Source organism: Oscillibacter acetigenes, assembly GCF_025567605.1.
Classification (GTDB): Bacteria; Bacillota; Clostridia; order Oscillospirales; family Oscillospiraceae; genus Oscillibacter; species Oscillibacter welbionis.
Window position 1 is genome coordinate 40,344 of the sequence record NZ_JAOQKG010000008.1, and the last position, 11,137, is coordinate 51,480.

An 11,137-nucleotide genomic window follows, 5' to 3' on the forward strand; every position below is an offset into this window, starting at 1 on the left:
CCGCTTTTCCTTTTACAGCCCTAGCCGCTGCTTGACGGCCAGCACCGCGCAGGCCACCAGGAAGATGGTCAGCGCCAGCTGTCCCCACAGCAGATTGTAGGAGATATTCTCCTTGTCCTTGCGCCGCCCCTCCAGCACGGAGAAGGAGTTGAAAATTCCCACCACGCCGAAGGCAACGGCCACCAAGTCCGCCGGCAGCTCCAGCCCCATCGCCAGCAGGGCCAGGTACAGCACGAATCCCAACCCCGTGGCGATAGCTCCGTTGTTCATCTGTTTCTTGGTCTGAAACAGCAGACCCTTTCTCTTGTCGTTCATCTTGCTCCCGCTTTCGTATCAATATCCGTTGACGATGACATCCAGAACCTTGGCGGCCACGCCGCCCGCCACAGAGGACCCGCCGCCGCCGTTCTCCACCAGCACCACAAAGGCGTAAGGCGTCTCCTCCCCCCGGAGGAAGCCGGCGAACCAGGCGTGGGGCGTCTGGCCCTCCCCCACCTCAGCGGTGCCGGACTTGGCGCAGATGTCCATATTGGGAAAGCGGCTGGCGCCGTAAGTCTGGGTCACGTTGTTGGCCATCAGGTCCGCCAGCGCAGCCGCCGTATCGGCAGAAATCAGCGTGCCGGTCCTGGTGGTGAAGTGGGGCAGGGACGGCAGACCCAGGGCGCTCTCGGTCCGGAGGATCAGATACGGCTCCGCCGCCTTGCCGCCGTTTGCGATGGCGCCCATGTAGATCATCAGCGCCGCCGGGTTCACCTGGTCGTGGTACTGTCCCACGCCGGCCCAGCCCAGCTGACCGTCGGTGATGTTGTCAAAGTCAAAGGAGCCCTTTGCCGTAGGCAGGCCGCTGATGGAATAGCTGCCGGTCAGGCCCGCCTGCTCCGTGTACTTCTCCAGAGTGCCCGGCCCCAGCTCCTGGGCGATCTGGGCGAAGGCCACGTTGCAGCTGTTGGCGAAGGCGGAGGCGATGTCCTGCTCCCCGTGGGTGCCGGAGCAGATGATGGTCTCGTCCCCCATCTGGACGCTGCCGGAGCAGGTCCAGGTCCGATCCGCCAGGTCTGGGATATCCTCCAGAGCCGCCGCCAGGGTCACGGTCTTGTACACGGATCCCGGCGTGAAAGTAGAGGATAGGAAACGGTTCAGATAGGCGCCCTTGTACCGGTCGTTGGTGGTGATGTCCTCCGGCACGTTCAGGGGGTCGTAGCTGGGGGCTGAGACCATACACAGAATCTCTCCGGTTTCGTAGTTGTAGACCGCCACGGTGCCGGACTTGCCGCCAAGCGCCTCATAGGCGGTATAGTTATACCGGGCGTCAATGGTCAGATACAGGTCGTTCCCCCGCTGGGCGCCGAAGGCGCCGTTCAGCAGGCTGTACCCGGTCAGCTTGTCGGCAAAGGCATTCAGGGCCCCGGTGCCGATATTACCCTGTAGGTCCCCCACCGCATGGAGAGTGGCCTTGCGGACGGTGGCATTGTCGTAATAGGTGCGCTGTCCGTCCACCACCTCGGAGAGCACGTCCCCGTCCCGGTCCAGCACCGTGCCGCTGGCAAGCTGGCCGCTGCTATTGTACAGGTGGCGGTTGAAGGCGGAGGACGCCCAGCTGCCGCCGTCCAGGAAGTATTTCACCAGGAAGAATCCCAGGCCCGCCGCCAGCAGCAGCGCCAGCGCCAGACAGACAAAGGCCCGCCGCTCAATTTTCTTCATGGCGTTCCTCCTTTTCCGTGCCGAAGGGGTCCCCTATCGGCTCCACCCGCCGGCGGGCCGCCTGGGTCAGGCGCCGCTGGTGCTTGCGGGCGATGGCAAAGCTGGCGTTCTCCCGGGTATCTGTGGCCTTCAGATAGGCTAGGAGCCCCCACGCGGACATCATAGCGGAGCCGCCGTTGGAGACAAAGGGGAACGTGACGCCGGTGAGGGGCAGCAGGTCCACGGAACCGAACACGTTCAGGCAGGTCTGAAACACCAGCAGGGACGATGCCGCGCAGGCTGCGATGGTGTAAAAGCTGGACCTCCCCACCCGGCAGGCCCGTGCGGCGAAAAACGCCAACGTGATGATGGCGCCCACTGCCAGCACGGCGATCAGCAGCCCCCACTCCTCGCACAGCATACCGAACACCAGGTCTGTGTCCGCCGCCGCCACGTTATGGAGCCAGCCGTTGCCGGCCCCCATACCCAAAAGGCCCCCGGAGGCGGCGGCGGACATGGTGCGGGTCTGCTGGTAGCCGGTGGTGGAGGCGGCCTCCCAAGCGTGGCCCCAGGAGGCGAAGCGGCTGAGGATATAGGGCTTGAACTTCAAAATGATGCCCGCTCCAAACACAGCGCCGCCGCAGATCAAAGACAGTGTGGCGAAATCCCCGGACCGCATATAGGCGATCACCAGGAAGGTGACGAAGAAAATGGCCGCGGTGCCGAAGTCGCTCATCAGGCCCAGCAGGCCGATACACACGCCTGTCAACACGATGAAGAGGGTCAGGTTCCGCTTGTGGAACAGCCGCTCCAGTGTGGCGGCGCCGGCGAAGATATAGCAGATCTTGGCGATCTCCGACGGCTGGAAGGACATGCCGCCAATGGAGATCCAGTTGACGGCGCCGTATTTGGAGTTGCCGATCACCAGGGTGATGCCCAGCAGGCCGATGGCGGCGGCCGCCATGAGCCAGCGGTTCTTCTGCACCCGGCTGAGGTCCCGCAGGAACAGTCCCAGCACCAAAAACAGCGCCAGCCCCAGCAAAATAGCCAGGAACTGCTTGAACAGACTGCTCTGGGCACTGGAGGCAGTGATGGACAGTGACAGCGTGGAGAGGAAGAAGGCGATGGTCTCCATCTCAAAGCCCACGCAGCGAGTGGCCCGCAGGGCCGCGTAATAGAGCCACATCAGCACCGTCAGCCCCAGGAAGGCCAGGGGGATGGCGATGGTGGCCTCAGTCCCGGCGGCCACGAGCAGCTGCAGACAGGCCAGCACCTGAAACACCGTCAGCCACAGGAAAGACGGCCAGATGGCGGCGGGGCGCTCCGCCCGGCGCTTCGCCTCCTGCTCCTCCCGCTCCGCCACGGTCTGAGGCAGGAAGATCAACGGCACGCCCCCTAAAGTGATGGTATCCCCCAGCTTCACGGGAACGGAGGACGCCACCTTCTCCCCATTCACCGCCGTGCCGCCCTTGGACCCCAGGTCGTACAGCGTCCAGTTCTCATCTTCGCCCCGGCAGAGGGCGGCATGCTGCCGGGAGATGCTGGGATAGTTCAGATAGATGTCCGCCGTCTTGCTCCGGCCCAGGATGTTCTCCCAGTGGGTCAGGGGCAGGGACGTGCCGTTTGGCAGGCTCAGCTGGCCCCAGTTCTCCGGCGTGTGGGGAATCCGCAGCAGAGAGCGGACCGCCCGGTACAGGATCAGCACGGCCAGAGCCGGAAACAGAAAGCGCACAAAGGCCATATACCACTCCCCCGCCAGCGGATGTGCCGCCAGCAGGGCCGTCAGGTTGTCCAGCAGCCCCTGCAGAATCTCCATGGGTCCGCCTCCTCTCTTGAAACACAATTGCATAGTTTGTTATTATAGCATTTTCTCCGGGAAATGTACAGCCCTGCCTTCACCGGCATCTTTCCACTGGGGCGGCGCTGCAGGCGGGATTTGTGCAGGTTTTCCAGAAGTGTCAGCGTTTTTTCGGAGTTTCTCACGGGGAATTTCCCTTTTACTCTTGACCTCTGTTGAAAAATCCTTTAAAATATAACATTGTCTGCAAGACCTTCAACGCGGTTTTTGGAGACCATTTTTTCACGGATTTTCCATTTTACTCTGAAAGGCCGATCGATATGAAACATCCCTATAAGACGCGGGAGGGCGGCGCCACGGTGACGATCTTTGTCCCTTACGACTGCAAGAACCACTGCCCCTTCTGCATCAATAAAGGCGAGTATGCGGATATGACAGGTTTTTCCCTGGAGAAGATCTGCCGGAGCATCGAGCGGATGGACGCCATCACGCCCGACTGCGACTTCGTCTTCACCGGGGGTGAGCCCTTCGCCAACCTGGAGTCCCTCCAGGTGATGCTGGACAAAATCCCCACTACCCACAAGGTATATATCAACACCACCCTTCCCGTCTCCGAGCACCAGTCCGAGGCGGACATTCTGGCATTTGCGGAGCGGAACAGACACAAGATCACCTGCATCAACGTCTCCCGCCACATGCAGCACTATGTGGTGGAATCCAACGACGGCCTGCTTTCCAAGCTGCCGGTGCCCTTCCGGGTGAACTGCGTGCTGTACAAGAACTATCCCGCCGAGCAGCTGGTGCCCTATATGGAGCGGTTCCGCAAGCTCCCGGGCGCCTCCATTCAGTTCCGGTTCGACTACACCGCCACCACACCGGAGAACCTCTATGAGGAGGAGGGGGACAAAATCCTCCAGGATCTGAAGAAGGTGGCCCGGTACACGGGACTGGACGGCTGCCGGATGCGCTGCGGCTTCCATTTCGACTACAAGGGAATGGAGCTGACATACCACAAGACGCTGCCTTACTCCACCATCGTGGAGACGGACCCGGTGAGCGGCGTCACCTACGACATCCTCTACGACATCCTCATCAAGCAGAACGGCGACATCCACTCCGACTGGGACGGCACGCCCCTGGATGTGGACGCCTATGAAAAGGTCGTGTTTGAGCCCTACGATCTGCGGTGGCTGGCTCGGATCGCGTAAGCAACAGGGGCGGCGGAGCATTCCGCCGCCCTGTTTTGATGAACAGGAGGAATGATTGATGAAACCCATTCAAACAGCCGGCGTCATCGGCCTGGGTTCCCTTGGCGTCCTGTACGCCACGCTCTTCACACGGGCGCTCGGCAAGGAGCAGGTCCCCGTTCTGGCAGACGGCGCACGGATCGCCCGCTACCGGAAGCAGGGCTTTTGGTACAACGACGCACCCTGCGACTTCAATTACACCGATGCCGCCGCTCGCACAGAGCCGGTGGACCTACTGCTGTTCGCCGTCAAGTTCGGCGGTCTGCAGAACGCCATCGAGACCTGCCGCCACCTGGTGGGACCGGACACGCTCGTGATCTCGGTCCTCAATGGCATCTCCAGCGAGGAGATCCTGGGAGATGCCTTTGGTCCGGAGCATGTGGTCTGGTGCGTGGCGGAGCGGATGGCCGCCAAGAAGGAGGGCAACCGTGTCGTCTGCGACCCCATTGGGGAACTGGCAGTGGGCGTCCCCGCCGGGGAGGACACCAGCCGCCTCCAGCGGCTCACCGCGTTTTTTGACAGCATCGGCTTCCCCTATGTCGTACCGGCGGACATCCGCACCCACATGTGGAGCAAGCTGCTGTGCAACACCGGCTGCAACCAGACCGCCCTGGTGTTCCAGTGCGATTACGGCCCGCTGCAGGTGCCCGGAAAGCCCCGGGACACCATGATCGGCGCCATGCGGGAGGTGGCCGCCGTGGCCAATGCAGAGGGCGTCCCGCTCTCTGAGAAGGACGTGGCCGCATGGGTGGACATCATTGACCACCTGCCCTCCAACGGTGAGACCTCTATGCGGCAGGACGGCAAAAACCACCGGAAGAGCGAAGTGGAGCTGTTTGCAGGCACCATTCGCCGGCTGGCCGCCAAACACGGCATTTCCGTCCCTGTCAACGACTGGCTGTACCAGCAGATCCAGGAGATGGAGCGGAACTACTGAGCCTGTCCATCAAAGGGACAAGTGCAGGTCTTCTGTCCTGCACTCCACGCTGCCTGCGGACAGGCACGCTGGAAAGCCCCGGCACGAAGGTGCCGGGGCATCTTTTTATTTCCGTATCAGCCCCAGCCGGTTCAGCCGGTGGGAGCGCCGCAGGTACCAGATTCCGCACAGGAAAATCTGCACCACCGTGGAGGCAGGGGTGGCCAGCCCCAGATGGAACAGAGAGCTGTCCGCCGCCCGGCTCACCAGCAGCGCCACCGGCAGCCGGACCCCCAGGGCCCCGACCATTCCTTGCGCCATGACGAACAGCGTCTGCCCGCAGCCGTTGAAAAAGCCCACAAAGCAGAACAGGAAGCTGGTAAGCAGGCAGTCAATGGCGTAGGCCTTGAGATACTCCCAGGCGGCGGCGATCACCGCCGGGTCGTCCGCGAAAATACCCGCCAGCACATCTCCGTGAAAGAATGCCGCCCAGCCCATGAGGAGGCCCGCCATCAGGGAGGACAGCACGCCGTACAGCAGCGCCCGCCGGGCCCTGGTCTCCAGCCCGGCGCCGATGTTCTGCGCCACGAAGGCGGACATGGACTGCATATAGGCAGAGGGCACCAGCATGACGAAGGCGCACAGCTTCTCCGCCACGCCCACCCCGGCGGAGGGAATGGTGCCCATAGAATTGGCGATGGCGATGATCACCAGGAAGGTGATATTCACCAGCAGGTCCTGGAGCGCCACCGGGCTGCCCAATTTCAAAATCCGTCCAATGATGGCACCGTTGAACCGGATGTCCTGCCGCCGGAGTATGAAGGCCAAGTGCTTTCCACGGATCAGCAGCAGGGACAGCGCCACGCTCATTGCCTGGGCAAAGACTGTGGCGATGGCTGCGCCAGCCACATTCAGGCCGAAGCCCCCCACCAACAGCAGGTCGCCGCCGATATTCAGAATACAGGCAATCAGCACAGTGATCAGCGGTACCCGGGAATCTCCGATCCCCCGGAAGATACTGCCCAAAAGGTTGTAGGCCACAATGAACACCGCGCCGCCGGAGCAGATCCGCACATATTCCACCGTGCCGTCAAAGGCATCCGCCGGGGCGTGCATGAGCATTGCCAGCTGAGGTGCCGCCAGCTCCAGCGCCACTGTGGCAGCCACTGCCACCACCAGAAACAGGCAGATGCCGCTGCCCACAGCCGCCCCCGCCTCCTCCGGCCTGTCCTCACCGATCTTCTGTCCCAGCAGGACCGTGATGCCCATAGCCAGACCTGTGATGACGATGGTCACGGTCTGCATGATCTGGCTGCCGGTGGAGACGGCCGAGATGTCCGCCGCAGTGCCGAATTTGCCCACCACCTGCAGGTCCACTGCGCCGTACATGGCCTGCAGCAGCAGAGCCAGCAGCACCGGCAGGGCGAATTTCAGCAGGGTCGACAGGATCGGCCCCCGTGTAAAGGTCTGTTCTGTTTCCATGACGTCCCTCCTCAACTCCGGAAAGGCGCGAAAAAAAGCCGGACAAGAAACCGGGCGCCCCCCAGCATCTTATCCGGCTTTGTGACTGCGGCCACAAGCCCTCCGATGAACAGTCAATACTTTACCATGCCACCGCGGGGGGTGTCAAGCCCCGTTTTTCCGCCTGCGCAGAGGTTTTACCCCCGCTTTACCATTTCAAGGTGGCAGGCCGTCGGGAAAAAGGCTACACTGACAGCAGAGTCCTGCCCCGGCCGTGTCCGGGCGGAGAATATCCGAGATCGGAGGAATGTCCCATGCTGCCCTGCCAAACCGGCTGTCCGTCCTACCGGGAGGGCTGCCACAAGACCTGCCCTCAGTGGCGGCTGTTTCAGGAGAAGCAGCGCGCCCAGCGCCAGGCCAAGAAACAGTATCTCCAATTTTACAACGCTCTCTGTGCCCAAGTGGTCCGCCAGTGCAGGGCCATCGAGTACCGCCGCATAGCCTGGTGAGGACCGGCCCGCGCCCGGTGTCTCAGTCCTTTCCGTGCATCCTGCCGGGGACGGCGACTGGGCAAGGCTCACTGCGCCTCTTCACGGCCTCATAATAATCCACACAGTCCTCCGCGTCCCTGTACTCGATCATGTTGCACTCCAGCGCCGGAAGCGGCGGGATCAGCAGCGACAGCCAGGCCGTACGCCGCCCGCTCTGATCCGTACAGAGAATCAGCTGTTCGCGCATCTCCGTGTGAAAATACCTGACGAGAACTCTGCCCGGCTCCGCTTTCTGCTTCCCTGCCTTTTCCGCGGCGTCCCGCCGGATGGCCTCCAGCAGCTTCAGGGTCTCCCCGACCTCCTCGGAGATGGAGTCCGCCCCTCTGCCCTCGATCTCAGCCGCATCTTTCATATAGGCGGTTCCGGGCTGCGCCAGCAGGTATTCCACTGTCCCGCCCCTGGCCACGCAGTCGGTCAGGATGCGTCTGTATGCATGGGTGAACCCATAGCCGGACAATGCCAGAAGCTGGATCGCCCGTGCCTCTGCCAGCTGCTTTTTCAGTGCTCGGCTGTGCTCTCCCGGGGCATAGACCCGCTTGATCCCGTTATTCCGGTGGTCGATCCGGATCTGCAGCCGTGTCACAAGCGCGGACAGGAAGCCCACGGTGATCACGCTGGAGATCACCGCCGACAGGATCGTTCCCGCCAGCCACTGCATCCCATCATCCATCTGCCTCTCTCCTCTCTGTCTCTTCGGAGCTGTTGTCCTGCTGTCCTCACGCCATGCTGCAGTCCACCGCCACCTTGATGACACCGTCCCGCCGGTGCTCGAACAGGTCATAGGCCGCCGCGATATCCCGCAGAGGGACAGTGTGGGTGATGAGGGGCGTGGTGTCCAGCTTTCCCGCCGCGATCAGGTCCAGAATCTCCTGGCTGTCACAGCCGTCCACGCCGCCGGTTTTGAAGGTGAGATTCTTCCCGTACATCTCCGGCAGGGGCAGGAGCTGGGGCCTATCGTAAAGCGCCACCACCGTCACCACCGCATTGGGGCGGGCGCACTGCCAGGCTAGGCGGAAGGTCTCCTCCGCCCCGGCTACCTCCAGCACCCGGTCCGCGCCGCCGTGGTCGCTGTGGGCCTGTGTGAAGGCCAGCACCTCCTCCGGCCCCACCGTCAGCACCTGGGGATAGTGCTCCCGGACAAACCGGAGACGCGCCGGGTCCTTTTCGCAGACGATGACCTGCTTAGGCGCTTTCAGCAGCACGCACAACAGAGTGCAGATGCCTGTGGGGCCCGCTCCCAGGATCAGCACCGTGTCCTCCCGCCCGATCTCCGCGATGCGGGCCGCCCAGAAGCCGGTGGCCAGGATGTCGCCGGCAAACAGTGCCTGCCGGTCCGTAACGCTCTCCGGGATTTTCGTCAGACCCTGGTCCGCGTAGGGCACCCGGACGTATTCCGCCTGTCCCCCGTCGATCCGGCAGCCCAGGGCCCAGCCGCCGCTGGGATCCGTACAGTTGTTGACATACCCGTGGCGGCAGAAGAAGCACTCGCCGCAGAACGTCTCCACATTCACGCTCACCCGGTCGCCGGGGCGGACCGTCCGGACGCCGGGACCCACCGATTCCACCACACCTACCATCTCATGGCCCACGGTGATACCGGGCACCGCCCGGGGCACGGAGCCGTGCTTGATGTGCAGGTCGCTGGTGCAGATGCTGGACAGCGTCACCCGGACCAGCGCGTCTCCAGGTTCCCGCAGCACAGGCTTCGGCTTGTCCGTCAGCCGGAAGGTTCCTTTTTCCAAATAGGTATAAGCCAGCATACCATCTCTCCTCTCTGACTCCTATGATACGGCGGAAGCACGCCCCTGTCAAAGGCTTCTCCGCCGTTTCCCATAAAAAAGCCGGGGCTGCGACATCCGCTGCAGCCCCGGCGCTCTTCTTTTCAGATCACAGATTCTCCCGCAGCGTCTCCAGATTCTGCTCCATCAGGGACACGTAAGTGGCCCCCGCCTCCAGTTCGTCCGTGGATACATTGTGGCAGGTGTGGAACAGGGCCGTCTTGACGCCCGCGGCCTCCGCAATGCTGTCCGCCACCAGATGATTGGAGAACTCAATGTACCAGACCGTGGGGATCCCCTCTTCCCGCACCTTGTCCGTCAGGAAGGCGATGGTGGCTGCCGAGGGCTCTGTCTGGGTGCTGCACCCGGGGAAGGCAGCGTAGTAGTCGATGTCGAATTCCTCCGCGAAGTACCGCAGGGGAAATCGGTCCCCGAACACCATGGTCCGGTCCTCCACTCCGGCGAAGAAGTCCGCGAATTCCCGGTCCAGGGCCTCGATCCGGGTGGCGTAGCCCTCCGTGTTGGCGGCGTAAGTCCCGGCATTGGCCGGGTCCAGCTCCGCCAGCCTGTCCCCCACCGCCCGGGTGATGGCGGCGGCATTTTTCGGGGATGTCCACACGTGCTCATCGTAGCCCACCACTTCTCCCAGGCCGGGCCCCTCCGCATGGTCGTGGTCATGGCCCTCGTGGTCTTCCATGCCCTCCACTGTCTCCTCCTCCAGCAGGTCCACACAGTCCACCATCCGCAGGGCCTCGCCCTGCATGTCCACGGACTCCAGAATCGTCTCCACCCAGGCGTCGGATTCGCCGCCCAGATAGAGGAACAGATCGCACTCCTGCACTGCCAGAATGTCCGCCGGGGTGGGCTCGTAGGAATGGCTCTCTGCTCCCGGCGGCAGCAGAAGCCGCACCTCTGCCAGCTCTCCCCCGGCGGCCCGGGCGAAATCATAGGCGGGGAATACCGTAGCCACCACTGTCAGCCGCTCTTCCCTCTCATGCTCCGCCGGAGCCTGTCCGCAGGCGGTCAACAGAAGCACCATCGCCAGCGCGGCACACAACCGAATACGTTTTTCCACAGTCTGATCTCCTTTGAAAATGAGAATTGTTTTCAGATTATGCAGTATAGCACACCTCGTCCTCAAATGCAAGGTCCGGTTTGCGAGTCCCATGCAGCGGATTAGTCTTGGCAAACTTGCAAAACTCTGGTAAAGTTAAGAAAACGCTAAGATTTCAGAGGAGGCGCACCATGAGAAAGGCACTGGAGTTTCCCCGAATCGACGAAGGCAAGCTGGACGCGGTGGAGGCCCTGATTGCAGCCATTGCAGACAAAGAACCCGGTACCGCCGGCGCGGAGCTGGAGGACCTGGCCGCTCTCACGGGCAAAGTCCACACTGATGTGGAATTTGCGGAATACTGGAGCTGGACGGACCTGGACACATTGGCACGGCTCACACTGACGCCGGAACCGCCCTGTATCCCCGACCTGTCCCGGGAGGAACTGGTAGAGCTTGTGGAAATCATCCAGCACTGCTCTGTCACCGGCCGGGAATGGGCGATGCGCTACTACACGGCGCTGCTGCGCCGCTCCCTCTCCCTGCCCAATGTCATGGACTTTGTGGCCTCCGGTGAAGATGTAGAGGTCATTGCAGAAAAGCTGCTCCAGGCGGCCCGGTAAGCGGCTTTCAAATACATCCCGCGGCTCCCGGC

At 62.5% G+C, this 11,137-nt stretch carries 11 protein-coding genes; 4 read left to right on the plus strand and 7 right to left on the minus strand.

All coding sequences use genetic code 11. The features are described from left to right. Positions 1-12: 12 nt before the first annotated feature. The 3 genes from OCV80_RS15300 to OCV80_RS15310 are packed head-to-tail and all read right to left on the minus strand — an operon-like array spanning position 13 to position 3,496. Entirely contained in the window at positions 13-315 is a 303-nt protein-coding gene (locus OCV80_RS15300; RefSeq protein ID WP_021748572.1) for a hypothetical protein, read from the minus strand. 18 nt (positions 316-333) lie between these two features. Then, on the minus strand, positions 334-1,701 hold the full coding sequence (locus OCV80_RS15305; RefSeq protein ID WP_256264444.1) for a penicillin-binding transpeptidase domain-containing protein: 1,368 nt from the start codon (positions 1,699-1,701) through the stop codon (positions 334-336). Beyond that, positions 1,688-3,496 (minus strand): FtsW/RodA/SpoVE family cell cycle protein, encoded by a 1,809-nt coding sequence (locus OCV80_RS15310; RefSeq protein ID WP_136891637.1) that lies wholly within the window; start codon positions 3,494-3,496, stop codon positions 1,688-1,690. The genes OCV80_RS15305 and OCV80_RS15310 overlap by 14 nt, the downstream gene beginning before the upstream one ends. A gap of 302 nt (positions 3,497-3,798) precedes the next feature. On the opposite strand from OCV80_RS15310, the gene OCV80_RS15315 reads away from it, so the two are divergent. Together OCV80_RS15315 and OCV80_RS15320 are read left to right on the plus strand one after the other, a co-directional pair. Next, on the plus strand, positions 3,799-4,686 hold the full coding sequence (locus OCV80_RS15315) for a 4Fe-4S cluster-binding domain-containing protein (RefSeq protein WP_025544173.1): 888 nt from the start codon (positions 3,799-3,801) through the stop codon (positions 4,684-4,686). A 58-nt stretch (positions 4,687-4,744) separates the two neighbouring features. Then, positions 4,745-5,662, plus strand: coding sequence for a ketopantoate reductase family protein (locus OCV80_RS15320; RefSeq protein WP_267288540.1), 918 nt, complete (start codon positions 4,745-4,747; stop codon positions 5,660-5,662). A 105-nt stretch (positions 5,663-5,767) separates the two neighbouring features. Here the strand turns inward: OCV80_RS15320 and OCV80_RS15325 are convergent, their stop codons facing one another. After that, the gene (locus tag OCV80_RS15325) at positions 5,768-7,123 is read right to left on the minus strand and encodes an MATE family efflux transporter (RefSeq protein ID WP_025544171.1); all 1,356 of its coding nucleotides are present in this window, start codon (positions 7,121-7,123) and stop codon (positions 5,768-5,770) included. 293 nt (positions 7,124-7,416) lie between these two features. On the opposite strand from OCV80_RS15325, the gene OCV80_RS15330 reads away from it, so the two are divergent. Next, positions 7,417-7,611, plus strand: a complete 195-nt coding sequence (locus tag OCV80_RS15330) for a hypothetical protein (protein WP_021748579.1) — start codon at positions 7,417-7,419, stop codon at positions 7,609-7,611. 22 nt (positions 7,612-7,633) lie between these two features. On the opposite strand, the gene OCV80_RS15335 is transcribed toward OCV80_RS15330, so the two are convergent. The 3 genes from OCV80_RS15335 to OCV80_RS15345 form a co-directional block, all read right to left on the minus strand. Next, positions 7,634-8,323: a hypothetical protein gene (locus tag OCV80_RS15335; protein ID WP_021748580.1), complete on the minus strand. Its 690-nt coding sequence runs from the start codon at positions 8,321-8,323 to the stop codon at positions 7,634-7,636. A gap of 46 nt (positions 8,324-8,369) precedes the next feature. Then, positions 8,370-9,413, minus strand: a complete 1,044-nt coding sequence (locus OCV80_RS15340; protein WP_119310793.1) for an alcohol dehydrogenase — start codon at positions 9,411-9,413, stop codon at positions 8,370-8,372. Between the two features lie 127 nt (positions 9,414-9,540). After that, the gene (locus tag OCV80_RS15345; protein ID WP_249390714.1) at positions 9,541-10,506 is read right to left on the minus strand and encodes a metal ABC transporter substrate-binding protein; all 966 of its coding nucleotides are present in this window, start codon (positions 10,504-10,506) and stop codon (positions 9,541-9,543) included. A 170-nt stretch (positions 10,507-10,676) separates the two neighbouring features. Here OCV80_RS15345 and OCV80_RS15350 point away from each other — a divergent pair, with 170 nt between their 5' ends. Continuing rightward, entirely contained in the window at positions 10,677-11,105 is a 429-nt protein-coding gene (locus tag OCV80_RS15350) for a hypothetical protein (protein ID WP_025544166.1), read from the plus strand. Positions 11,106-11,137 lie beyond the last annotated feature (32 nt).

What these genes read in the sequence shown, in the direction of transcription:
- OCV80_RS15300 (WP_021748572.1), bottom strand. Translation starts at nt 315, where the DNA reads ATGAACGACAAGAGAAAGGGTCTGCTGTTTCAGACCAAGAAACAGATG.
- OCV80_RS15305 (WP_256264444.1), bottom strand. Translation starts at nt 1,701, where the DNA reads ATGAAGAAAATTGAGCGGCGGGCCTTTGTCTGTCTGGCGCTGGCGCTG.
- OCV80_RS15310 (WP_136891637.1), bottom strand. Translation starts at nt 3,496, where the DNA reads ATGGAGATTCTGCAGGGGCTGCTGGACAACCTGACGGCCCTGCTGGCG.
- OCV80_RS15315 (WP_025544173.1), top strand. Translation starts at nt 3,799, where the DNA reads ATGAAACATCCCTATAAGACGCGGGAGGGCGGCGCCACGGTGACGATC.
- OCV80_RS15320 (WP_267288540.1), top strand. Translation starts at nt 4,745, where the DNA reads ATGAAACCCATTCAAACAGCCGGCGTCATCGGCCTGGGTTCCCTTGGC.
- OCV80_RS15325 (WP_025544171.1), bottom strand. Translation starts at nt 7,123, where the DNA reads ATGGAAACAGAACAGACCTTTACACGGGGGCCGATCCTGTCGACCCTG.
- OCV80_RS15330 (WP_021748579.1), top strand. Translation starts at nt 7,417, where the DNA reads ATGCTGCCCTGCCAAACCGGCTGTCCGTCCTACCGGGAGGGCTGCCAC.
- OCV80_RS15335 (WP_021748580.1), bottom strand. Translation starts at nt 8,323, where the DNA reads ATGGATGATGGGATGCAGTGGCTGGCGGGAACGATCCTGTCGGCGGTG.
- OCV80_RS15340 (WP_119310793.1), bottom strand. Translation starts at nt 9,413, where the DNA reads ATGCTGGCTTATACCTATTTGGAAAAAGGAACCTTCCGGCTGACGGAC.
- OCV80_RS15350 (WP_025544166.1), top strand. Translation starts at nt 10,677, where the DNA reads ATGAGAAAGGCACTGGAGTTTCCCCGAATCGACGAAGGCAAGCTGGAC.